25 protein-coding genes, 1 pseudogene and 1 riboswitch are annotated in these 20,303 nt (G+C 69.8%); of the genes and pseudogenes, 12 read left to right on the top strand and 14 right to left on the bottom strand.

Annotated features, from left to right (window positions below):
* Positions 1 to 7: 7 nt before the first annotated feature.
* The 3 genes from ACXPWS_RS04025 to ACXPWS_RS04015 are packed head-to-tail and all read right to left on the bottom strand — an operon-like array spanning position 8 to position 1,529.
* Positions 8 to 283, bottom strand: a complete 276-nt coding sequence (locus tag ACXPWS_RS04025) for a DUF2537 domain-containing protein (protein WP_458711198.1) — start codon at positions 281 to 283, stop codon at positions 8 to 10.
* Entirely contained in the window at positions 283 to 1,095 is an 813-nt protein-coding gene (locus ACXPWS_RS04020; protein WP_458713406.1) for a TrmH family RNA methyltransferase, read from the bottom strand. Before ACXPWS_RS04020 ends, ACXPWS_RS04025 begins: the two co-directional genes overlap by 1 nt.
* Positions 1,096 to 1,100: 5 nt before the next feature.
* Positions 1,101 to 1,529 carry an Rv0880 family HTH-type transcriptional regulator gene (locus ACXPWS_RS04015; RefSeq protein ID WP_458711197.1) on the bottom strand — a complete coding sequence of 143 codons (429 nt, stop codon included), beginning with the start codon at positions 1,527 to 1,529 and terminating at the stop codon, positions 1,101 to 1,103.
* A 44-nt stretch (positions 1,530 to 1,573) separates the two neighbouring features.
* On the opposite strand from ACXPWS_RS04015, the gene ACXPWS_RS04010 reads away from it, so the two are divergent.
* Both ACXPWS_RS04010 and ACXPWS_RS04005 read left to right on the top strand, forming a co-directional pair.
* Positions 1,574 to 1,837, top strand: coding sequence for a DUF2530 domain-containing protein (locus ACXPWS_RS04010; RefSeq protein WP_458711196.1), 264 nt, complete (start codon positions 1,574 to 1,576; stop codon positions 1,835 to 1,837).
* A 34-nt stretch (positions 1,838 to 1,871) separates the two neighbouring features.
* On the top strand, positions 1,872 to 2,324 hold the full coding sequence (locus ACXPWS_RS04005) for an SRPBCC family protein (RefSeq protein ID WP_458711195.1): 453 nt from the start codon (positions 1,872 to 1,874) through the stop codon (positions 2,322 to 2,324).
* Here the strand turns inward: ACXPWS_RS04005 and ACXPWS_RS04000 are convergent.
* Positions 2,321 to 3,127: a DUF3027 domain-containing protein gene (locus ACXPWS_RS04000; RefSeq protein ID WP_458711194.1), complete on the bottom strand. Its 807-nt coding sequence runs from the start codon at positions 3,125 to 3,127 to the stop codon at positions 2,321 to 2,323. The genes ACXPWS_RS04005 and ACXPWS_RS04000 overlap by 4 nt on opposite strands.
* 150 nt (positions 3,128 to 3,277) lie before the next feature.
* Between ACXPWS_RS04000 and ACXPWS_RS03995 the strand changes: the two genes are divergently transcribed.
* Both ACXPWS_RS03995 and ACXPWS_RS03990 read left to right on the top strand, forming a co-directional pair.
* Positions 3,278 to 4,858, top strand: coding sequence for an MFS transporter (locus tag ACXPWS_RS03995; RefSeq protein WP_458713405.1), 1,581 nt, complete (start codon positions 3,278 to 3,280; stop codon positions 4,856 to 4,858).
* The gene (locus ACXPWS_RS03990) at positions 4,855 to 5,343 is read left to right on the top strand and encodes a DUF2771 domain-containing protein (RefSeq protein ID WP_458711193.1); all 489 of its coding nucleotides are present in this window, start codon (positions 4,855 to 4,857) and stop codon (positions 5,341 to 5,343) included. The genes ACXPWS_RS03995 and ACXPWS_RS03990 overlap by 4 nt, the downstream gene beginning before the upstream one ends.
* Here ACXPWS_RS03990 and ACXPWS_RS03985 read toward each other — a convergent pair.
* Positions 5,340 to 6,299, bottom strand: a complete 960-nt coding sequence (locus ACXPWS_RS03985; protein ID WP_458711192.1) for a glutathione S-transferase family protein — start codon at positions 6,297 to 6,299, stop codon at positions 5,340 to 5,342. The genes ACXPWS_RS03990 and ACXPWS_RS03985 overlap by 4 nt on opposite strands.
* Before the next feature lie 78 nt (positions 6,300 to 6,377).
* Entirely contained in the window at positions 6,378 to 6,788 is a 411-nt protein-coding gene (locus ACXPWS_RS03980; RefSeq protein ID WP_458711191.1) for a cold-shock protein, read from the bottom strand.
* Positions 6,789 to 6,939: 151 nt separating this feature from the next.
* Here ACXPWS_RS03980 and ACXPWS_RS03975 point away from each other — a divergent pair, with 151 nt between their 5' ends.
* The 4 genes from ACXPWS_RS03975 (at position 6,940) to ACXPWS_RS03960 (ending at position 10,309) form a co-directional block, all read left to right on the top strand.
* A complete protein-coding gene (locus tag ACXPWS_RS03975; protein ID WP_458711190.1) occupies positions 6,940 to 7,335 on the top strand; it encodes a YccF domain-containing protein in 396 nt (131 codons plus the stop codon).
* Positions 7,332 to 8,387, top strand: a complete 1,056-nt coding sequence (gene moaA, locus ACXPWS_RS03970; protein ID WP_458711189.1) for a GTP 3',8-cyclase MoaA — start codon at positions 7,332 to 7,334, stop codon at positions 8,385 to 8,387. The genes ACXPWS_RS03975 and moaA overlap by 4 nt, the downstream gene beginning before the upstream one ends.
* A gap of 20 nt (positions 8,388 to 8,407) precedes the next feature.
* Complete coding sequence (locus tag ACXPWS_RS03965) at positions 8,408 to 8,656, top strand: MoaD/ThiS family protein (protein WP_458711188.1); 249 nt, start codon at positions 8,408 to 8,410, stop codon at positions 8,654 to 8,656.
* A gap of 245 nt (positions 8,657 to 8,901) precedes the next feature.
* A riboswitch (cyclic di-AMP (ydaO/yuaA leader) is annotated at positions 8,902 to 9,079 on the top strand.
* A 9-nt stretch (positions 9,080 to 9,088) separates the two neighbouring features.
* Positions 9,089 to 10,309: a transglycosylase family protein gene (locus ACXPWS_RS03960; protein ID WP_458711187.1), complete on the top strand. Its 1,221-nt coding sequence runs from the start codon at positions 9,089 to 9,091 to the stop codon at positions 10,307 to 10,309.
* A gap of 81 nt (positions 10,310 to 10,390) precedes the next feature.
* Here ACXPWS_RS03960 and ACXPWS_RS03955 read toward each other — a convergent pair whose 3' ends face one another.
* Genes ACXPWS_RS03955 through ACXPWS_RS03940 form a run of 4 tightly spaced genes read right to left on the bottom strand, consistent with a single transcriptional unit; the run spans position 10,391 to position 11,965 of the window.
* Positions 10,391 to 10,840, bottom strand: coding sequence for a molybdenum cofactor biosynthesis protein MoaE (locus ACXPWS_RS03955; protein ID WP_458713404.1), 450 nt, complete (start codon positions 10,838 to 10,840; stop codon positions 10,391 to 10,393).
* Positions 10,830 to 11,306 carry a MogA/MoaB family molybdenum cofactor biosynthesis protein gene (locus tag ACXPWS_RS03950; protein WP_458711186.1) on the bottom strand — a complete coding sequence of 159 codons (477 nt, stop codon included), beginning with the start codon at positions 11,304 to 11,306 and terminating at the stop codon, positions 10,830 to 10,832. Before ACXPWS_RS03950 ends, ACXPWS_RS03955 begins: the two co-directional genes overlap by 11 nt.
* A complete protein-coding gene (gene moaC, locus ACXPWS_RS03945) occupies positions 11,303 to 11,728 on the bottom strand; it encodes a cyclic pyranopterin monophosphate synthase MoaC (RefSeq protein WP_458713403.1) in 426 nt (141 codons plus the stop codon). Before moaC ends, ACXPWS_RS03950 begins: the two co-directional genes overlap by 4 nt.
* A gap of 45 nt (positions 11,729 to 11,773) precedes the next feature.
* On the bottom strand, positions 11,774 to 11,965 hold the full coding sequence (locus ACXPWS_RS03940) for a hypothetical protein (protein ID WP_458711185.1): 192 nt from the start codon (positions 11,963 to 11,965) through the stop codon (positions 11,774 to 11,776).
* An 84-nt stretch (positions 11,966 to 12,049) separates the two neighbouring features.
* On the opposite strand from ACXPWS_RS03940, the gene ACXPWS_RS03935 reads away from it, so the two are divergent.
* Both ACXPWS_RS03935 and ACXPWS_RS03930 read left to right on the top strand, forming a co-directional pair.
* A complete protein-coding gene (locus tag ACXPWS_RS03935) occupies positions 12,050 to 14,332 on the top strand; it encodes a helicase-associated domain-containing protein (protein WP_458711184.1) in 2,283 nt (760 codons plus the stop codon).
* A 34-nt stretch (positions 14,333 to 14,366) separates the two neighbouring features.
* The gene (locus ACXPWS_RS03930) at positions 14,367 to 16,016 is read left to right on the top strand and encodes a DNA repair helicase XPB (protein WP_458711183.1); all 1,650 of its coding nucleotides are present in this window, start codon (positions 14,367 to 14,369) and stop codon (positions 16,014 to 16,016) included.
* Here ACXPWS_RS03930 and ACXPWS_RS03925 read toward each other — a convergent pair.
* Positions 16,013 to 16,492: a MarR family winged helix-turn-helix transcriptional regulator gene (locus tag ACXPWS_RS03925; RefSeq protein WP_458711182.1), complete on the bottom strand. Its 480-nt coding sequence runs from the start codon at positions 16,490 to 16,492 to the stop codon at positions 16,013 to 16,015. The genes ACXPWS_RS03930 and ACXPWS_RS03925 overlap by 4 nt on opposite strands.
* A gap of 82 nt (positions 16,493 to 16,574) precedes the next feature.
* Here ACXPWS_RS03925 and ACXPWS_RS03920 point away from each other — a divergent pair, with 82 nt between their 5' ends.
* A complete protein-coding gene (locus tag ACXPWS_RS03920) occupies positions 16,575 to 16,991 on the top strand; it encodes a DUF5313 family protein (protein ID WP_458711181.1) in 417 nt (138 codons plus the stop codon).
* On the opposite strand, the gene ACXPWS_RS03915 is transcribed toward ACXPWS_RS03920, so the two are convergent.
* Entirely contained in the window at positions 16,992 to 17,336 is a 345-nt protein-coding gene (locus ACXPWS_RS03915) for a cupin domain-containing protein (protein ID WP_458711180.1), read from the bottom strand.
* A gap of 162 nt (positions 17,337 to 17,498) precedes the next feature.
* Positions 17,499 to 18,176 (bottom strand): SDR family oxidoreductase, encoded by a 678-nt coding sequence (locus ACXPWS_RS03910; protein WP_458711179.1) that lies wholly within the window; start codon positions 18,174 to 18,176, stop codon positions 17,499 to 17,501.
* Positions 18,177 to 18,290: 114 nt separating this feature from the next.
* Between ACXPWS_RS03910 and ACXPWS_RS03905 the strand changes: the two are divergent.
* Positions 18,291 to 19,325: pseudogene (locus ACXPWS_RS03905) on the top strand (YbfB/YjiJ family MFS transporter); the annotation flags it as partial.
* A gap of 42 nt (positions 19,326 to 19,367) precedes the next feature.
* Here ACXPWS_RS03905 and ACXPWS_RS03900 read toward each other — a convergent pair.
* Entirely contained in the window at positions 19,368 to 20,300 is a 933-nt protein-coding gene (locus tag ACXPWS_RS03900; RefSeq protein ID WP_458711178.1) for a LysR family transcriptional regulator, read from the bottom strand.
* Positions 20,301 to 20,303 lie beyond the last annotated feature (3 nt).

Raw genomic sequence — 20,303 nt, 5'->3', positions numbered from 1 at the left:
CACCCGCTCAGCGGTTGACGAGCAACGCGATCAGGGCCACCCAGCCGATCGCCACGCCGATCCCGGATCCCAGCACGAACCAGCGCCACACCGGCCGGGTGCGCCAGCCCCACACCGTCGGCGCCAGTCCACCGACGGCCACCAGGTTCAGCCCGATCGCCAGCAGCGGGTGTACCCGCGTCAGCCCGACACTCAGCACGATGATGGCGGCGGCGGTCAGTGCCGCGACGAACCCCGCGACGGTCAGCCCGGTCCCCCAGGGCACAGTGTCGTCGCCGGACATCACGCCAGCCTAGCCCGCTCGTAGAAGGCCAGTGCGGCGGCCGTGGCGACGTTCAGCGAGTCGGTACCGCGCGACATCGGGATGCGTACCCGCACGTCCGCGGCCCGCATCGCATGCTCGGTCAGGCCGGGTCCTTCGGCGCCCACCAGCATGGCCACCCGCTCACCGGCCAGGCCGGCCATGGCTTCGGCGAGCGTCTCCGCGGCCGGATTCGGGGTCATCGCCAGAATCCGGAAACCGTTGTCCCGCAATACATTCAGCTCACGAGGCCAGGCCGGCGCCCAGGCGTAGGGCACCAGCAGCGCATGGCCCATCGAGACGCGCACCGCGCGGCGGTACAGCGGATCGGCGCAACCGGTCCCGAACAGCACGGCGTCCACACCGAGACCGGCGGCATTGCGAAAGATCGAGCCGAGGTTCTCATGGTCGTTGACCCCTTCGAGCACCGCGATGGTGCTGGCATCGGCGAGCACGTCGGCCACCGTCAGCTCGGCCGGGCGCGGGGCGGCCGCCAGCACACCGCGATTGAGATGGAACCCGATCACCTCGGCCATCACCTCGGCGGCGGCGCGGTAATAGGGCACATCCACCCCGGTCAGATCCACCGCCAGCTCGGCGAGCCGGCGGTCGGTGCCCAGCAGCGCCCGCGGGGTGAAGCGCGAGGCGAGCATGCGCTGCACCACCAGCACGCCCTCGGCGATCACCAACCCTTTGCCGCTGGGCAGGTCCGGCCTGCGGTCGACACTGTTGAGATCGCGGAAATCGTCCAGACGCGGATCGGCCGGGTCCGCGATATCGATGACGTTGGTCAGTTCGGCTAGCCCTCGTCCACGATGGCCAGCATCAGATCGGCGGCCTCCAGCAGGGTCCGGCGCTGCTCGACCGTCAGCTGGGCCAGGCGCTGCTGCAGCCATTCCCGGCTGGCCTTGCGCTCGGCCTCGATCAATTCGACACCGGTGGGCGAGACGGACACCAGCACCTGGCGCCGGTCGTCGGGGTGGGCGGTGCGGTCCACGAAACCGAGATCGACCAGCGACGCGATCACCCGGGTCATCGACGGCGGCCGGACCCGCTCCCGGATGGCGAGCGCACCCGGGGTCATCGGCCCCTCTTTGGCCACGGTGGCCAGCGCGGAAAGCTGCGACAGCGACACCGGTGAGTCGGGCCGGCGGAACCGCAACTGCCGGGCCAGCCGGATGACGGCCAACGACAGATCACTCGACAACCTGGAGTCGACGTCTGTCACAGGGCAAAACAATACCCAGAGGTCATCGGCTAGGTTGTGAGGCGATGTCCGAAAACACCGCAGATGTGCCGGTTGGGCCGCCTGCTCTACCGGCCAGACTGCTGGAACCGGTGCCCGTCATCGTCGCGATCGCGGCCGGCTGGCTCGTCGTGCTGGTCCTGGCGTTCACCGTTCCTGCCCTGCACGACTGGCGCCCGATCGCGGTGGCCGGGCTGGGCGTCGGGCTGCTGGGCACCTCGATTTTTCTGTCCCAGCGACGCTCGGCGCGTCGCGGCGACCGTGGTGCGCAACGCGGACTTGTCGACTGATATACCGTCGCGACGCGAAAGACAAAGGAGCGCAATGGGTTCCCCGCTACTACAGGCCCAGATCGATATCGATGCCCCGGTGGCGCGGGTGTGGGCGCTGATCTCGGATCTGCGCCGTATGCCGCAATGGAGCCCGCAGTGCCGGGTGATGAAAGTGCTCGGGTCGACCCGCGTCGGCGCCAAGGCGATCAACTTCAATCGCCGGAACAAGACGTTCTGGCCGACGACGTGCACCGTGACCGAACTCGACCCGCAGCGCAAGCTGGCCTTCCGGGTGGATTTCAACGCCATGGTGTGGAGCTATGAGCTGGAACCGATCGAGGGCGGCACCCGGGTGGTCGAGAGCCGTCGCGCACCCGAGGGCTTCAAGACCGTCCCCACCTTGCTGGTCGACAAGTTCATGGGCGGGGTGCCCGGCTTCGAGCAGGAACTGGTCGCCGGCATGAACGAGTCGCTGCAGCGGATCAAGGCCGCCGCCGAACGCTAGGAAGTGCCGGCGGGACTCTCGGCGACCTCCAGGACGCCGTCGTCGTACGGGTCGTACAGCGGCGAACCGGTGCCTGCGGGGGCCGGCGTGTCCGAGTGCGCACCGCAGCCGTACTCGCCGTCGACCACCCGGCCGTCGGCGGACAGTTCGTTGCCGCACACACCGAAGGCGGTGCCCAGGGAACCCGCCAGCGGCAGATAGAACCCGCATTCCCGGCACACCCGGCGGGTGGCGCGCGCCATCGCCGAATCCGGGCCGAACTCGCCGTCATGCCAACGCTGCGCGGCGTCCAGGCGGCCCTCCAGACTGAGCACCTGGCGCCGGCCCAGGCCGATCTCGGCGGCCACCTCGTCCTGCTCGTCGTCGCCGCTGGCCAGATAACCGGGCACCAGCCGCGGATCGTCGGCGGGCGGGGCGAGCAGGTCACCGGGGCCGAGGTCACCGGGGCGGACGCGCTCATCCCACGGCACCCACTGCGGGGCGAGCAGCGCGGTGGGACCGGGCACCAGCACCACTTCGCTGATGGTGACGTGATCGGTGCCCGGATAGCCGGCCACCACGACGGCCCACTGCCAGCCCTGGTAGCCGGGCAGCACGGCGAGGAAGCGGTGGGTCGCGGCGGTCTGGTCGTCGAACACCGCGCCCAGATGCTCGCCGACGGCGTCGGCGCCGCTGAACTCCTCGATCGCGGTGCGGGCCGCCTGCACCGCACCGAGCAGCAACGTCTCGAGCTCCGGTGGCCGCTGCGCGGTCGGCTCGGCCTGATCGGTGAGTTCGGCGACGGTGTCGGTTCCTGTGTCCATCGCGCTCAATATTGCCTGACCATGCCCACCAGAGCCACACCGGTGGCCTTCCCACCGCAGCCGTCCGGGTAAGGGACAATCGAAGTCGTGCCTTCCCGGGATCCCCGATACCACCCACCGCGGCCGCCGTCCGACGGTGAGCACCCCGGCATGGCCAACTACCCCAGTGACGGCGGCGACGGCAGCAACGGCCGGCGCCAGCCCCGCCAGGGCGGACCGAGCGCCAACCGGTGGCTGCCGCCGTTGGATGAGCAATCGCGCCGTCAGCACGGCGAATCCCCGTCCGGGGCCCGCTCCCGGATGGGCTCGGCCGCCGGGGAGAAGGTCACCGTCACCCGCGCGGCCGCGCAGCGCAGCCGCGAAATGGGCACCAAGATGTACGACCTGGTGCACCGGGCCGCCACCGCCGACGGCGCCGACAAATCCGGGCTGACGGCGCTGACCTGGCCAGTGGTGGCCAGTTCCGCGGTGGACGCCGCGATGGCCGTGGCCTTGGCCAACACCCTGTTCTTCGCCGCGGCATCCGGCGAGAGCAAGAGCAAGGTCGCGCTGTATCTGCTCATCACCATCGCCCCCTTCGCCGTCATCGCCCCGCTGATCGGGCCGGCGCTGGACCGCCTGCAGCACGGCCGCCGGGTGGCGCTGGCCATGTCCTTCGCGCTGCGCACCGTGCTGGCGGTGGTGCTGATCGGCAATTACGACGGGGCCACCGGCAGCTATCAGTCCTGGGTGCTCTACCCGTGCGCGCTCGGAATGATGGTGCTGTCCAAGAGTTTCTCGGTGCTGCGCAGCGCCGTCACACCGCGGGTACTGCCACCGACGATCGACTTGGTGCGGGTCAACTCCCGGCTGACTATGTTCAGCCTGCTGGGTGGGACGCTGGCCGGCGGCGGGATCGCCGCAGGTGCGGAGTACCTGCTCAACATGGCGAAACTGCCAGGCGCGCTGTATGTGCTGGTCGCGGTGACGGTGGCCGGGGCGGTGCTGTCGATGCGGATACCGAAATGGGTCGAGGTCACCGCGGGCGAGGTGCCGACCACGCTGAGTTATCACGGCGGCACCGAGGCGCTGCGCCGGCCGGCGACCGAACGACAACCGCTGGGCCGCAACATCATCACCTCACTGTGGGGCAACTGCACCATCAAGGTGATGGTCGGTTTCCTGTTCCTGTATCCGGCCTTCGTGGCGAAGTCGCACGGCGACGGCGGCTGGGAGCAGTTGCGCATCCTCGGCCTGATCGGCGCGGCCGCCGGGATCGGGAACTTCGTCGGCAATTTCACCGCGGCCAGGCTCCAACTCGGCCGGCCCGCCCTGCTGGTGACACGCGCCGCGATCGCGGTGACGGTGATGGCGCTCGCCGCCGCCGTCACCGGTCATCTGCTGGTGGCCGCGCTGGCCACCCTGGTGACGTCGGGCGCCAGTGCGATCGCGAAAGCCTCCCTGGACGCTTCCCTGCAGGACGATCTGCCGGAGAAGTCGCGGGCGTCGGCGTTCGGCCGGTCCGAGTCGCTGTTGCAGCTGGCCTGGGTGCTCGGCGGGGCGACCGGGGTGCTCATCTATCCGCAGCTGTGGGTGGGGTTCACTACGATCACGGCCGTGCTGATTCTCGGTATGGCCCAGACACTGGTGAGCTACAACGGTGCATCCCTGATTCCCGGCTTCGGCGGTAACCGGCCGGTGCTCGCCGAAACCGAAGGTGGCCCGGTGCCGGCTGCCTCGGGGCGCCGATGAAGCGGGGACTGGCGGTGCTGCTGGCCGTGGTGCTGGTCGCGTCGGCGGGCACCGGACTGTTGCTGTGGCGGCTCAGTCGGCACAACGACTCCGATCTCCCGGAGATCAGCGCCTACTCACACGGCCAATCGGTGCGGGTCGGGCCGTACCGGTACTGCCAGGTGCTCGACCTCGACAACTGCCAAACTCCGCAAACCACAGTCGATCTCGCGGTGAGTTCGCGCAATCCGGTGCAGCTGTCGGTGCCGTCGGCGATCGCCAGGGCGCCGTGGTGGCTGATCCGCGCCTATGAGGACGCGCCGTCGCCCGTCGTCTCCGAATTCCGGCCGGGCACCACGCTGGCGGTCACCATCCCGACCGTCGACGCACGGTTCGGCAAGCTGACCGGCCTCGCGGTGCAGGTGCCCACCCTGGTGCGCGACGAGGCGGGCAACGAGTTCCCGCTGCCGCACGCCGAGTGGTCGGTGCGGACCAGCTGGTCTTAAGCCGGCGGGGTTCCGTCACCGAAAGGTCTGCCGACCAATGCTTCCCGCCCGTGCGCGGTACGCCAGCCGGACAGCTCGGGTCCCTTGGGCACGATCTGTGTCGGGTTGATGTCGGTGTGCACGACGTAGTAGTGCGTCTTGATCTGGTCGAAGTCGATGGTGTCACCGAAGCCGGGCGTCTGGAACAGGTCGCGGGCGTAGGCCCACAGCACCGGCATCTCGGACAGCTTGGACCGGTTGCACTTGAAATGCCCGTGATACACGGGGTCGAACCGGGCCAGCGTGGTGAACAGCCGCACATCGGCCTCGGTGATGGTGTCACCCACCAGATACCTTTGCGCGCTGAGTCTTTCGGAGACCCAGTCCAGGGCGGTGAACAACCGGTCGTACGCCGCGTCGTAGGCCTGCTGGGTGCCGGCGAACCCGCACCGGTATACGCCGTTGTTGATCTCGGTGTAGATGCGCCGTGCCACGTCGTCGATCTCGTCGCGCAGCGGTTCCGGATAGAGTTGCGGCGCACCGGGCCGGTGGTACGCGGTCCATTCGGTGGAGAAGTCCAGGGTGATCTGCGCGAAGTCATTGGTCACGACGGCGCCGGTGGGCACGTCGACGATGGCGGGCACCGTGATGCCCTTCGGATAGTTCGGGTCGCGTGTGAAGTAGGCGTCCTGCAGCCGCGGGATCTGCAGCACCGGATCGACCCCGCCCGGGTCCAGGTCGAAGGTCCAGCTGCGTTCGTCATGGGTCGGCCCGCAGTAGCCGATGGACAGCGCATCCTCCAGGCCCAGTAGGCGGCGCACGATGATGGCGCGGTTGGCCCACGGGCACGCCCGCGCGACGATCAGCCGGTACCGACCGGCCTCCACCGGAAAGCCGTCACGGCCATCGGCGGTGATCCTGGTGGTGATGTAGTTGGTGTCGCGGTTGAACTCACCCTGCTTGTCGACATAGGCCATGGGCCCAGTGTTCCCGTCGAACGCCGAAAAGATGTCGGCGTGACGCGGATTCGCCGACGGAAAGTCGGCGCCCGCAGATCAGGCGTCGAGCTCGGCGGCGACGGCCTTGACGACCTCGGACACCCGGCGGGCCACCTTGCGGTCGGGGTACTTGCCCTTGCGCAGTTCCGGCTGGATGGTGCTCTCCAGCAGCGTGATCAGGTCACCGACCATGCCGTGCAGTTCGTCGGGGGTGTGCTTGTGTTCGACGGTGGCCGCCTCCCGGCGGGTCCGGGACAAGCTCGGCGGCGGGTCGATCAGCTGGACGCTCAGCGCCTGCGGCCCACGGCGACCGGCAGCCAGCCCGAACTCGACCTTCTGGCCGGCCTTGAGGCCCTCGACACCCGAAGGCAGCGCAGAGGACCGGACATAGACGTCCTCGCCGTCCTCCTGGGACAGGAAGCCGAAGCCCTTCTCCGCGTCGTACCACTTAACCTTGCCGGTCGGCACTGCTGTTCACCCGCTCGTCTCTTGATCACATAATTAATGCGTCCCGCCTGCGCAGGACGCAATGGGAGCAGCTTATCTAATTCCCCGTTGGCCGCGCGGCCGCCCGTCGAATCCGGCCCCCCGGTAGGCTGTGAACACCGCTGGAGGGAACATGCGCCTGGTCCTGAATATCGTCTGGTTGATCTTCGGTGGGTTGTGGCTGGCTCTGGGCTACCTGCTGGCCGCCGTCATCTGTTTCATCCTGATCATCACCATCCCGTTCGGGTTCGCGTCGCTGCGCATCGCGCTCTACGCGTTGTGGCCGTTCGGCCAGACGATCGTGGATAAGCCGGGGGTGCGTCCGGGGGCGCTGGTCGGCAACATCGTCTGGCTGGTCGTGGCCGGAATCTGGCTGGCCATCGGTCATCTGGTGAGTGCCATCGCGATGGCCATCACCATCATCGGGATCCCGCTGGCGCTGGCCAACCTGAAGATGATCCCGGTCTCGCTGATGCCGCTGGGTAAAGAGATCGTGCCGGTCGACGACCCGGCGCGGGTGCTGCGATGACGCTGACCGATCTGGGTCTGCCGATGCCGAGCAGGCCGGTGCCCGCCGGGATGCCCACCGATGGTCCGCTGCGCGACACCTTCGGCCGGGTCGCCACCGACCTGCGGGTGTCACTGACCGATCGGTGCAATCTGCGCTGTACGTATTGCATGCCCGCCGAGGGTTTGGACTGGCTGCCCGGCAGCCAGCTGCTCAGCGCCGCCGAACTGGGCCGGCTGCTGACCATCGCCGTCACCCGGTTGGGTATCACCAATGTCCGGTTCACCGGCGGCGAGCCGCTGGTGTCCAGGAATCTGGAAGAGGTGATCGCGGCCGCAGCGGCCCTGCGGCCCCGCCCGCAGATCGCCATGACCACCAACGGGATCGGACTGGCCACCCGGGCGGCCGGGCTGAAGCAGGCCGGCCTGGACCGGGTGAATGTCTCCCTGGACACCGTGGACGCCACCCATTTCACCGAGATCACCCGCCGTGACCGCCTGGACGACGTGCTGGCGGGGCTGGCCGGCGCCGCGGCCGCCGGCATGGCGCCGGTGAAGGTCAACGCGGTGCTGGACCCGCGGACCGGCCTGGATGATGTGGTACCGCTGCTGCGGTTCTGCCTGGAGCACGAATACCAACTGCGGATCATCGAGCAGATGCCGCTGGACGCCGGGCACGCATGGAGCCGGGATCGGTCCATCGGCGCCGACGCGGTGCTGCAGACGCTGCGCCAGTATTTCGATCTCCGCCCGGACCCCGCCCCGCGCGGTTCGGCCCCTGCGGCGCTGTGGCGGGTCGACGGGACTGCGGCCACCGTCGGGATCATCGCGTCGGTCTCGGAGGCGTTCTGCGGTGCGTGCGACCGGACCAGGCTGACCGCCGACGGCCAGATCCGCAGTTGCCTGTTCTCCACGACCGAGACCGATCTGCGTGGGTTGCTGCGCGACGGGGCGGGCGACGACGAGATCGAGGCCGCGTGGCGGCGGGCGATGTGGGCCAAACCGGCCGGGCACGGCATCAATGACCCGAGCTTCGTGCAGCCCGTCCGGCCGATGAGCGCGATCGGCGGCTGACCGTGAGCGGAGTCGACACGGTGACGGTCACCGTGCGCTATTTCGCCGCGGCGCGGGCCGCGGCCGGGATCGAGACCGAAACGTTGCAGCTGCAAAAAGGCTTGACGCTGAACACGCTGGTGCAGCAACTGTCCGCGCGCGGGCCGGAGTTGGCGAAGGTCCTGGCACGCTGCTCGTTCTTGTGCGATGAGGTCGCCGTCCGCGATCGCGACAAGCCGCTGAAAACAACTCAAACCGTCGATGTGTTACCCCCGTTCGCCGGCGGGTAGCGGTGATTTGCGTCACATAACGAAACGGTCACAAATAGGCCATCGAGAGTTTGAGTGACGAAAACACCTGGGAAAACGCCCGAGCGGCCTGCGCCTTTAACGTTCTCACAAGATTTGCTGCCTGTGAAAACGCCGAAAGCGCACCGAGATGACGCATGCCCGCCGAACAGTTACGGTCTTGCCCAAGCCATTTGACCTATATCAAGTGGCCCGCTGTGCCCACTACGCCGAGCTCCATCCACCGGGCACTGCCACCGACGAACAACTCGGATGGAGGCGGGGGACCCACCGGTCCGCCGAAAGCAGACCAGGGCTCACAGCGTGAGCCCTTGGGGTGAAGCCGGCGTCGGCAACGACGCAGGCCGGGCAACCTCTCCAGCCCGAACCCGACAGCTGACCTCGCAGGCGTTCACGAGAGGACTGTCTTTTTCTATGAGTGGACGGCACCGTAAGCCCACGTCATCTTCAGTAAGCGTCGCCAAGATCGCCTTCACCGGCGCTGTTCTCGGTGGCGGAAGCCTCGCCCTCGCCGGCCAGGCCGGCGCCGCCACCGACGGCCAGTGGGACCAGGTTGCCCGCTGCGAGTCCGGCGGAAACTGGGCGATCAACACCGGCAACGGCTACCAGGGCGGTCTGCAGTTCTCGCCGGGTACCTGGTCCGGGCACGGCGGCAGTGAGTACGCCCCCGCCGCGCACATGGCCACCAAGGAAGAACAGATCGCCGTCGCCGAGCGCGTGCTGGCCTCCCAGGGCAAGGGCGCCTGGCCCGTCTGCGGCCGTGGCCTCGGTGCCGCGTCGCCGCGCAACGTCGTCAACGAGCCGGCCGCCCCGCAGGCTCTGGACAACCCCGAGGTCAACGGCGAGCTGCCCCCGCCGCCGCCCGCCCCGGACGCCGCACCCGCGCCCTTCGACGCCCTCTCCGCGCCGCTGCCCGACGCTCCCCCGCCGCCGCCGGCACCCGAACCGCTGCCGCCGGCACCTGAGGTGGTGCCCGTGGATGCGCAGCTTCCGGCTCCGGCGCCCGCCGACCTGCCGCCGGCCCCGCTGGACGCGCCCGCCCCGGCGCCCGTCGACATCGTCGCCGTCGACAACGTGGTCCCCGAACCGGCACCGATCGATCCCGCCGTCGCGCCGGCCGTCGAGGCCGCCAGCTGGGACGCCGCCCCGGCCCCGGCCGGTCAGCCCGAGGTATGGGCCCTGCACAGCGCCCCGATGCCGCTCGACCCGGTGCTGCCGGTGCCCGCCCCGGCTCCCGCCCCGGCACCCCCGGCCGATCCGCTGGCCCCGCTCGGCGCGGTCAACGTTCCGCAGCCGGCCTACGACGTGGCCAACCAGGCGATCTCGGGCCAGCTGCCGGCGCCGGCCGAAGGTGTCCCGCACCTGATCAGCCCGGAGAACCTGCCCCCGGATTCCACCATGGATCCCAACGTGGCGGGCAACGAGAGCCCCAACGTCAGCTACCTGCGACAGCTGTGGCACGCCGTGCAGAACCAGGACATCAGCGGCAAGGACGCGCTGATCGCCATCGGGACCCAGCGGTCGATGAACAGCCCCATCCCGGACGAGATCCCGGCTCCGCCGACCGCCCCGGGCGCTCCGGCGGCGGCTCCCGCTCCGGCCCCCGGCCCGGCCCCGTTGCTGCCGACGCCCTGATCTGACAACCGCCGAAACGGTATTCCAGCAGAAGAAGTTCGAGAACGAACCTGCTGGAATACCGTTTCGGCGTTTCTGTGCCTAGGCCGAGTTGACCCATTCGTCGGATCCGTCACCGAAGAACTGGTGCTTCCACACCGGCAGCCGGGCCTTGACGGTGTCCACCAGCAGCGCACACGTCTGAAATGCCGCTGCGCGATGGTCGGCGGCCACGGCCACGGTCAGCGCGGCGTCACCGATGTGCAACACCCCGATCCGGTGGCTCACCGCGACAGCCCGCACGCCCGGCGCGTCGCGCGCCACCTCCTGCACCACCTCGGTCAGCGTCTGCAGCGCCGACGGGTGGGCGGAGTACTCCAGCCGGGTGACGGTGCGGCCGCCGTCGTGATCGCGCACCACACCGGAGAAGCCGACCACCGCACCGGCCGCCTCATGCGCCACCAGGGCCTCGTGTTCGGGGAGCGAGATCAATTCCTCGGTCAGGGCGACGCGGAGCACCTCGGCGGTTGCCGAGCGCTCATCAGCGGGCATGATCGCCTCCGGCCAGTTGGTCCAGCGCATGCTCCAGCACACCGTCGAGCACGCCGAGGCCGTCCTTGACGCCCCCGGTGGAGCCGGGCAGGTTGATGATCAGGACGCCGTCGCGCACCCCGCACACCCCGCGCGACAGCACCGAGGTGGGAACGTGCGGAAGCCCGGATCGGCGGATGGCATCGGCCAGGCCGGGAATCTGGTAGTCGACGATGTTGGCGGTGGCGTCGGCGGTCCGGTCGGTCGGCGAGATGCCGGTGCCCCCCGAGGTGAGCACGACGTCCACCCGCGCCGCGACGGCGGCGAACAACGCACGATTGACCGCCACCCCGTCCGCCACCACGATGGGCGCAGGCACCACGAAGCCGCGGGCGGTGAGCCAGTCCACGATCACCGGGCCGGTGCGATCCTCATAGACACCGGCGGACGCGCGAGTGGACGCGACGATCACCTGAGCGGTTCTCATCGAGTCCAGGTCCCCGTCTTGCCGCCCTCTTTGTGCACCACCTGGATCCCGTCGATACGGGCGGCCCGGTCCACGGCCTTGATCATGTCGTACAGCGTCAGTGCGGCAACGCTCACGGCGGTCAGCGCTTCCATCTCGACGCCGGTGCGGTCGGTGGTGCGGACCGTGGCGGTGATGGTGACCTCGGTGGCGCCGATGGCGAAATCGACGTCGACGCCGGTGAGCGCCAGCTGGTGGCACAGCGGGATGAGGTCACTGGTGCGCTTGGCGGCGAGGATGCCGGCCACCCTGGCGGTGGCGAGCGCGTCACCCTTGGGCAGCCCGCCACCGGCGATGAGTTCGATGACGTCGACGCGGGTCACCACGGTGCCCACGGCGACGGCGGTGCGTTTCGTCGCATCCTTGGCCGTGACGTCGACCATGTGGGCGGCGCCAGACTCGTCGAGGTGCGAGAGCCCGCTCACGGATTACTTGTTGACGACGGTGACCGCGTGCGTGAACGGAAGCTCTTCGGCAGGCAGCGGGAAGGTCACATCCCCGAACGGGGAGAGGGCACCGACACGGTCGGTGGCGAGCTCGCTGACGGCATGTTCGCCGTCGGCCACCTGGGGCCAGCCATTGTCGACGTACTGGTTCTTCTTGTCAGCCACACCAGACATTGTGGCAGGTACCGCGCGCCGGGGCGAGACCGGTGGCCGTCTTGCCCGTCTGTCCTCCAGGAGGCTGCTTTACGCTGGTCAGCGATGACCCAACACTCTGCTTCGGCAGGCAGGAACGACGCTGCCGTGGGTGTGCCCCTGGGTGTCTGGCTGGCCGGCCTCCCCGACGACCGTCTCGTGCGTCTGCTGGAACTGCGACCCGACCTGACCCAACCGCCGCCGGGCACCCTCGCGGCGCTGGCCGCGCGTGCCCAGGCCCGCCAGTCGGTGAAGGCCGCCACCGATGCACTGGACTTCCTGCACCTGGCGGTGCTGGACGCCATGCTGGCGCTGCAGGCCGACACCGGTGCGGTCGGCGCCGAGCGGGTGGTCGAGTTCCTCGACGGGCGCACCAGCGCCGACGACGTGCAGGCCGCCCTGACCGATCTGACCGACCGCGCGCTGGTGTGGGGCGAGGGATCGTTGCGGGTGACCCCGGAAGTGGCTTCGGGCCTGCCGTGGTTTCCGGGCCAGTCGGTGCAGGCCGACCCGGAGCTGGCGCCGGCCGAGATCACGGCGCTGCTGGCCGGTGTCGACGAGCCGCAGCGCGAACTGTTGAAGCGGCTGGCCGAGGGTTCGCCGGTCGGGCGGACCCGCGACGCGGCGCCCGGCACCCCGGCCGATCGCCCGGTCCAGCGGCTGCTGACCGCCGGTCTGCTGCACCGGGTGGACACCGACACGGTGATCCTGCCCCGGCTGGTCGGCCAGGTGCTGCGCGACGAGCTGCCCGGTCCGGTCGGGCTGGCCCGCCCGGACCCGACGGTGAACACGACGACGCAGGCCGACGCCGACTCGGTGGCCGCGGGCGCGGCGCTCGACCTGTTGCGCCAGATCGACCTGACCATCGAAACCCTCTCGGCCACACCGATTTCCGAACTGCGCGCCGGTGGACTCGGGGTGCGCGAGGTCAAACGGCTGACCAAGCTGACCGGCATCGACGAGCAGCGGCTGGGGCTGATCCTGGACATCGCGGCCGGCGCCGGCCTGATCGCCTCCGGTGTGCCCGACCCGCTGCCGCCGGACGGCAGTGCGCCGTACTGGGCGCCGACGGTGGCCGCGGACCGGTTCATCGAGGCCGGGACCGCCGTCCGCTGGCAGCTGATCGCCTCGGCGTGGCTGGACCTGCCGTCGCGGCCGGGGCTGGTGGGCACCCGCGGGCCGGACGGCAAGCCTTACGGCGCACTCTCGGATGCGCTGTACTCCACCGCGGCCCCGCTGGATCGGCGGCTGCTGCTGGAGGTGCTGGCCGAATTGAAGCCGGGCGCGGGGGTGGACGCGGTGTCGGCGGCCGGGGCGATGATCTGGCACCGGCCGCGCTGGGCGGCAAGGCTGCAGCTCGAGCCCGTCACCGACCTGCTGCGCGAGGCACACGCGGTGGGCGTGGCGGGCCGCGGTGCGATCGCCTCCCCGATCCGGGTGCTGCTGGCCGGCGGCACCGACGACGACGTCATCGCCGCGATGGACAAGGCGCTGCCGACCCCGCTGGACCACTTCCTGCTGCAGGCCGACCTCACCGTCGTGGTGCCCGGGCCGCTGCAGCGGGAGCTGGCCGAGCAGCTGGGCGCGGTGGCCACCGTCGAATCGGCCGGCGCGGCGATGGTCTACCGGATCAGCGAACCGACCATCCGGCACGCCCTGGATTCCGGGCGGACCGCGGGCGAACTGCACGCCTTCTTCACGCGGCATTCCAAAACCCCGGTGCCGCAAGGCCTCACCTACCTGATCGACGATGTGGCGCGCCGGCACGGTCAGCTGCGGGTCGGGATGGCTGCGTCCTTCGTGCGGTGCGAGGACCCCGCCCTGCTGGCGCAGGCGGTGGCCAGCCCCGCCGTCGAGCCGTTGGACTTGCGGATCCTGGCACCGACCGTGGCCGTCTCGCAGGCCCAGATCGGCGATGTGCTGGCGGCCCTGCGCGGTGCCGGTTTCGTCCCCGCCGCCGAGGACTCGTCGGGGGCCGTGGTCGACATCAGTGCCCGCGGCGCCCGGGTGCCGGTTCAGGGCCGGCGCCGCACCTACCGTCCGCTGTCGGCTCCGGCGGCCCAGACCCTGGCCGCCATCGTCGCCGTGCTGCGCAAGGTGTCGACGGCCCCGGCGGCCGGCCAGCGGCTCGACCCGGCCGGCCTGATCGCCCAATTGCAGCAGGCCGCCCTCGCCCAGCAGCCGGTGGTGATGGGTTATGTCGACCCGGCCGGGGTCGCCACCCAGCGGGTGGTGGAGCCGATCAACGTCCGCGGCGGGCAGCTGACGGCGTTCGATCCGGCTGCCGGCCGGGTCCGCGAGTTCGCGATCCACCGCGTGACCTCGGTGGTGTCGGCAGACCCTGGATAATGGACGGGATGAGTAACAAGGACCGGGCCCGCGCATGACCGAGGGCCCGCTGATCGTTCAGTCCGACAAGACGGTGCTGCTCGAAGTCGACCACGAGCTGGCCGGTGCCGCACGCGCCGCCATCGCCCCGTTCGCCGAACTGGAGCGCGCCCCTGAGCACATCCACACCTACCGGATCACCCCGCTGGCGTTGTGGAACGCCCGCGCCGCCGGGCACGACGCCGAGCAGGTGGTCGACGCCCTGGTGAGCTTCTCCCGGTACGCGGTGCCCCAGCCGCTGCTGGTGGACATCGTCGACACCATGGCCCGGTACGGCCGATTGCAGCTGGTGAAGGACCCGGCCCATGGTTTGACGCTGGTCAGCCTGGACCGCGCGGTTCTGGAAGAGGTGCTGCGGCACAAGAAGATCGCCCCGATGCTGGGCGCCCGGCTCGACGAGGACACCGTCATCGTGCACGGCAGCGAACGCGGCCGGGTCAAGCAGATGCTGCTGAAGATCGGCTGGCCCGCGGAGGATCTCGCGGGTTACGTGGACGGTGAGGCGCATCCGATCACCCTGGATCAGGACGGCTGGGAGCTGCGCGACTACCAGGAGATGGCGGCGGACTCGTTCTGGGCCGGCGGCTCGGGCGTGGTCGTGCTGCCGTGTGGCGCCGGCAAGACCCTGGTGGGTGCCGCCGCGATGGCCAAGGCGGGCGCGACGACGTTGATCCTGGTCACCAACACCGTCGCCGGCCGGCAGTGGAAGCGTGAGCTGATCGCGCGGACGTCGCTGACCGAGAGCGAGATCGGCGAGTACTCCGGGGAGCGCAAGGAGATCCGGCCGGTCACCATCGCCACCTACCAGGTGATCACCCGCCGCACCAAGGGTGAGTACAAGCATCTGGAGCTGTTCGACAGCCGCGACTGGGGCCTGATCATCTACGACGAGGTGCATCTGCTGCCCGCGCCGGTGTTCCGGATGACGGCCGACCTGCAGTCCCGCCGGCGGCTGGGGCTGACCGCGACCCTGATCCGCGAGGATGGCCGCGAGGGCGATGTGTTCAGCCTGATCGGCCCGAAGCGCTATGACGCACCGTGGAAGGACATCGAGGCCCAGGGCTGGATCGCGCCTGCCGAATGCATCGAGGTCAGGGTCACCATGACCGATAACGAGCGGATGCTCTACGCCACCTCCGAACCCGAGGAACGGTACAAGCTCTGCTCGACGGCGCACACCAAGATCGCGGTGGTGAAGTCGATCCTGGAGCGTCATCCGAGCGAACCCACCCTGGTGATCGGGGCCTACCTGGATCAGCTGGACGAGCTGGGCCAGGAACTGAACGCCCCCGTCATCCAGGGGTCCACCAAGAATGCCGAGCGCGAGCAGTTGTTCGACCAGTTCCGCCGCGGCGAGATCCGCACGCTGGTGGTCAGCAAGGTCGCCAACTTCTCCATCGACCTGCCGGAAGCATCTGTGGCCGTTCAGGTTTCGGGGACGTTCGGGTCACGCCAGGAAGAGGCACAGCGGCTGGGCCGGTTGCTGCGACCCAAGGCCGACGGTGGCGGGGCGGTGTTCTATTCCGTCGTCTCACGCGACAGCCTGGACGCCGAGTACGCCGCCCACCGGCAGCGGTTCCTGGCCGAGCAGGGCTACGGCTACATCATCAAGGACGCCGACGACCTGCTCGGGCCCGCGATCTAGGAATCCAGCGCGCCCGCGGCCACCGCGGCCGCATTGATCCGGGTCAGCACCGCGTGCAGGTTTTCCAGCTCGGGCAGATCGACCCCAAGCCGGGCCACCACGGCGGGCGGGATGTCCAGGGCGCGGCGCCGCAGTGCCGCGCCCTCCGCGGTGAGCGCGACGTGGGTGCTGCGTTCGTCGGCGCTGCTGCGGGTCCGGGTGATGAAACCGAGGGTCTCCAGCCGTTTGAGCATGGGCGAGGTGGTCGCCGGGTCCAGCTGCAGCAGCGCGGCGATTTGCTTGACGGATAACGGCTCTCCGTCGGCGTTGGCGTTGTCCCACAGGGCCAGCATCACCAGGTATTGCGGGTGGGTGAGTCCGAGCGGTTCCAGCAGCGGCCGGTATACGGCGAGCACCGCTCGGTTGGTCACCGCCAGCGCGAAGCACACCTGACGTTCCAGGGCGAGCGGGTCGAGGTCTTCGGTCACGGTGGGCATGCTCACAGCGTACTACTTGATTAGTGTCCTAACTATTAGCGTACTATCTAAATAGATATCGGCACCACCCACAGGAGCCACCGTGACCGCACCGCACCCCACTGCGCCGCAGTACCTCGCGTACGCCTACGGGCGGCGCCTGCCCGATTCCATGCGCGCGTGGGTCACCGCGGACCTGACCGGTCCCGGCGCCGTCCGCCGGCACATGATCCGGTACGCGATCCCGCCTCTGCTGATCCTGGCCCCGCTGTGGCTGCTGCCCGCATCCCTTTACGTCCACCTGGAGATGACGGTGCCCATCTACTTCTGGGCGGTGGTGATGGCCTACGTGCTGAACAAGATTTGGCGTAGGCACCGCCTGGACCAGCACGGCCTGGACCCCGACCTGATCGACTCGCTGAACCGGCAGAAGAACGCCCGCCTGCATGACGACTACGCCCGGCGGTACGGGCCCCGGCCGGAATCGGCCAAGTGGCAGGCCAACAGCCGGCCGTTCTGATCAGACGTGCGGGCCGACCGGTTTGACGACGGTCAGCAGCACCGCGGAGTCGGCCAGCGCCATCAGGCTGTGCCGGGTCCGCGGAATCACCAGATGATCGCCGGGCGATCCCTCCCAGCCGGCGTCGGCGCCGCTCAGCCGCACCCTGCCCTCGATCACGTACAGCGTGGCCTCCCCCGGACTCTCGTGCTCGTCCAGGCCGTGGCCTTCGGCCAGGGCGATCAGGGTCTGCCGGAGTGCGTGTTCGTGCCCGCCGTAGACGGTGTGCGCACTGCGCCCACTGCTGGCCGCCCGGGCCGAGGCCAATTCCTGGCGCGCGAGGGCGGTCAATGAGATCTTCTCCATGAGATCCGATGCTCCCACTTCTGGGTTCGCCGCATCCGACAAGGAAGATCTCACATCGAATTCAAACTCGAAGTGGTGGTGCTGCCGGTCTCCGACGCGCCGCCCGGGTCGGCGTGCGGGCTGCACCTGGTGGTGTCCGACGTGGTGGCCGCGGGATGGCCATCAGGCGAGCGAATTCGACAGCGCCGCTTTGGCGTTGCGCGTGATGTCGTCGGCCAGGATCTCCGGCGCACCGTTGAGCAGACCGTCCACTGCCAGCCGCGCGACCACCGCGGGATCGGTCTTCTGCTCGGCCGGGATGTAGCTGACCATGTCGGTGTCCATGTAGCCGACGTGCAGCGCCGAGACACTCACGCCACGAGGGCCGAGTTCCTCGCGCACCGCGTCGGTCAGCGCCCAGGCCGCCGCCTTGGCCGACGCATACGCGCCGGAGGTGTGCGGGTGCAGCCAGGACAGCACCGACAGCACGTTGAGGATGGCGCCGCCGCCGTTGCGTTCGATGACCGGCGCGAAGGCACGGATCACGTTGAGTGTGCCGAAGTAGTGCGTCTCCATCTCGAGGCGCACATCCTCGATCGGCCCGGTCAGCAGGTTGGCCCGGGTGGACACGCCGGCGTTGTTCACCAGCACGGTGACATCGGAGGCGGTCTCCGCGGCCCGGCGCACCGACTCGGGGTCGGTGATGTCGAGCCGGACCGGGATGACGCCAGCCACGTCGACGGTCTCGGGGCTCCGCGCCGCGCCATACACTTTCGCACCGCGTGCGACGAGTTCGGTGGCGAGCTGCTTACCGAGCCCGCGGTTGGCGCCGGTGACCAGCGCGGTGATGTTCTCAGTCATACCGCCGTCAACGCCGGGCCGGCCCGATCCGGTACCCGACGGGTGTGAGGAATTGCCTTCCAGCTGTGAGCAATCCGATCCTTGGCCCGGCGTGGGCGCCACCCACACGATGGAATGATGCGACGACATCTGCACACCCCGGTGTTGCCCACCGCGGCGGCGTTGGCCGCCGCGATGGGCGTCGGCCGGTTCGTCTATACGCCGATCCTGCCGCTGATGACGGCCCAGTCCGGGCTCAGCGCGCACGGCGCCGGGCATCTGGCGACCGCCAACTACGTCGGCTATCTGGGCGGCGCGGTGGCCACCACGTTGTCCCCGCGGCTGGCGCGATCCGGCCTGGCCTGCCGGCTGTCGCTGATCGCGATCGTCGCGAGCATGGCCGCAATGCCGTTGACTGCCAACCTGTTCGGGTGGCTGACGCTGCGGACCGTCGCCGGGTTCGCCAGTGCGGTGGTGTTCGTCGTCGCGGTGAACACCCTGCTGGAGCGGCTACCCGAGAAGGTGGGCTGGGGTTTCGGCGGGGTGGGCGCCGGGATCGCGCTGTCGGCTGTCCTGGTGCTGGCGCTGCCGGCCGAGACGACGTGGCGGGCGGCGTGGTGGGCGGCGGCGGGTCTGGCCGCGGCGCTGGCCGCGCTCGGTTGGCCGGTGCGCCCACAACGGATCTCCTCGTCGACGGCCACCCGAACCGGGGCACACCGCGCAGGCACCGCACGGTTCGTGCTGCTGTTCGTCGGCTACACCCTGGAAGGCGTCGGCTACATCATCGCGGGCACCTTCCTGGTGGCCGCGGTGGCCCAGCACTCCCCCGGTGCGCTGGGCAACAGCGTCTGGCTGGTGGTCGGCCTGGCCGTGGTTCCGTCCGCCGCGCTGTGGGCCCGGCTCGGCAAGCGGCAGGGTCAGCCGGCGGCGATCACCGCGGCGCTGGCGCTGCAGGCCGCCGGCATCGCGCTGGCCTGTCGGGGCGGCGGGGCCGCCAGCTTGGCCGGCGCGTTGCTCTTCGGTGGCACCTTCATCGGGGTGAGTGTGCTGGCGGTGGCTGAAGGCCGGCTGCTCGGCAGGCGCGGTGCGGTGGCGCTGCTGACCGTCGGCTACTCGGTGGGCCAGATCCTCGGCCCGCTGCTGGTGGCGCCACTGTTGGACGATCACGCCCAGGGTTACCGGTCGGCGCTGGTCGTGTCGGCGCTCATCGTGTCACTCGCCGGGCTGGCCACCGCGGCGGTATGGGTCCTGGGCAGGCAACCACGTATCCGGGTCGCCCACACCCAGAGTGCCTGTATCGCGTGTGAATTCGTCGATGACGGCTCGCACGGCCGGCCGGTCTTCCCCGTCGCGCCACACCAGTGACCAGGTCCACAGTGGGGTGGGCTGCACCACCGGCCTGCGCACCAGGCCGCGCGGCTCCGGATCGTGCTGGCCGCGGGGATTGACCAGCACCGGGCGGCCCAGCCTGCGCACGTGCTCGAAGAAGGTCGGCCCGGTGACGCCGCCGTCGTCGGTGCGCATGACACGCGCGCCGGTATCGCCGGCGAAACACTCGGCGTAGCGATTCCACGACGACCAGCTCGCGATGTCGGTATCTGCCAGCACCACAACGTCTTTCGCCTCGACTGGTGATTCGTCGGTGCCCGGGCAGAGTGCGTAGAGCCGGTCCACGCCGATCAGGCCGGCCCGCAACGCCAGCGTGCTGAGGTCATCGTTCTGCACCCAGCAGATCGCCAGGTCCAGCGCACCGTCGGCAACCCGGGCGGCCTGGGTGTGCGACGGCATCACCCAGGTGTCCACCCGCAACTGGGCCACCCCGGCCGCGCGTTCGGCCCAGTCGGTGGGGCACCAGTTGACGCACCCGATGCGCACCGGATCGGTGACCGCCAATCCCGTTGCCCGCCTGCGCAAGGCGTCGGCCTGGTCGATCAGCGCACGGGCGTCGGCCAGCAGGGCGGCACCGGCCGGGGTCAGCGCCACCGACCGGCGGTCCCGGTCGAACAGCTGCACCTTGAGGTCACGTTCGAGCGCCTTGATCTGCTGGGACAGCGACGGGCCTGCGATGCGCAGGCGTTCGGCGGCACGACCGAAGTTCAACTCCTCGGCGACGGTCACGAAGTACCGCAACTGGCGCAGCTCCACCTG

Source organism: Mycobacterium sp. BMJ-28, assembly GCF_054404835.1.
This window is presented reverse-complemented; position numbering and strand designations above follow the sequence as displayed.

Bases quoted from the DNA above. Each gene is read 5' to 3' on its own strand.
- ACXPWS_RS04025 (WP_458711198.1), bottom strand. From the start codon at position 283: ATGTCCGGCGACGACACTGTGCCCTGGGGGACCGGGCTGACCGTCGCG.
- ACXPWS_RS03995 (WP_458713405.1), top strand. From the start codon at position 3,278: ATGGCCAACTACCCCAGTGACGGCGGCGACGGCAGCAACGGCCGGCGC.
- ACXPWS_RS03975 (WP_458711190.1), top strand. From the start codon at position 6,940: ATGCGCCTGGTCCTGAATATCGTCTGGTTGATCTTCGGTGGGTTGTGG.
- ACXPWS_RS03940 (WP_458711185.1), bottom strand. From the start codon at position 11,965: ATGTCTGGTGTGGCTGACAAGAAGAACCAGTACGTCGACAATGGCTGG.
- moaC (WP_458713403.1), bottom strand. From the start codon at position 11,728: ATGGTCGACGTCACGGCCAAGGATGCGACGAAACGCACCGCCGTCGCC.
- ACXPWS_RS03910 (WP_458711179.1), bottom strand. From the start codon at position 18,176: ATGACTGAGAACATCACCGCGCTGGTCACCGGCGCCAACCGCGGGCTC.
- ACXPWS_RS03915 (WP_458711180.1), bottom strand. From the start codon at position 17,336: ATGGAGAAGATCTCATTGACCGCCCTCGCGCGCCAGGAATTGGCCTCG.
- ACXPWS_RS03925 (WP_458711182.1), bottom strand. From the start codon at position 16,492: ATGCCCACCGTGACCGAAGACCTCGACCCGCTCGCCCTGGAACGTCAG.
- ACXPWS_RS03960 (WP_458711187.1), top strand. From the start codon at position 9,089: ATGAGTGGACGGCACCGTAAGCCCACGTCATCTTCAGTAAGCGTCGCC.
- ACXPWS_RS03955 (WP_458713404.1), bottom strand. From the start codon at position 10,840: ATGCCCGCTGATGAGCGCTCGGCAACCGCCGAGGTGCTCCGCGTCGCC.
- ACXPWS_RS03985 (WP_458711192.1), bottom strand. From the start codon at position 6,299: ATGGCCTATGTCGACAAGCAGGGTGAGTTCAACCGCGACACCAACTAC.
- ACXPWS_RS03990 (WP_458711193.1), top strand. From the start codon at position 4,855: ATGAAGCGGGGACTGGCGGTGCTGCTGGCCGTGGTGCTGGTCGCGTCG.
- ACXPWS_RS03950 (WP_458711186.1), bottom strand. From the start codon at position 11,306: ATGAGAACCGCTCAGGTGATCGTCGCGTCCACTCGCGCGTCCGCCGGT.
- ACXPWS_RS04010 (WP_458711196.1), top strand. From the start codon at position 1,574: ATGTCCGAAAACACCGCAGATGTGCCGGTTGGGCCGCCTGCTCTACCG.
- ACXPWS_RS03930 (WP_458711183.1), top strand. From the start codon at position 14,367: ATGACCGAGGGCCCGCTGATCGTTCAGTCCGACAAGACGGTGCTGCTC.
- moaA (WP_458711189.1), top strand. From the start codon at position 7,332: ATGACGCTGACCGATCTGGGTCTGCCGATGCCGAGCAGGCCGGTGCCC.
- ACXPWS_RS03935 (WP_458711184.1), top strand. From the start codon at position 12,050: ATGACCCAACACTCTGCTTCGGCAGGCAGGAACGACGCTGCCGTGGGT.
- ACXPWS_RS04005 (WP_458711195.1), top strand. From the start codon at position 1,872: ATGGGTTCCCCGCTACTACAGGCCCAGATCGATATCGATGCCCCGGTG.
- ACXPWS_RS04000 (WP_458711194.1), bottom strand. From the start codon at position 3,127: ATGGACACAGGAACCGACACCGTCGCCGAACTCACCGATCAGGCCGAG.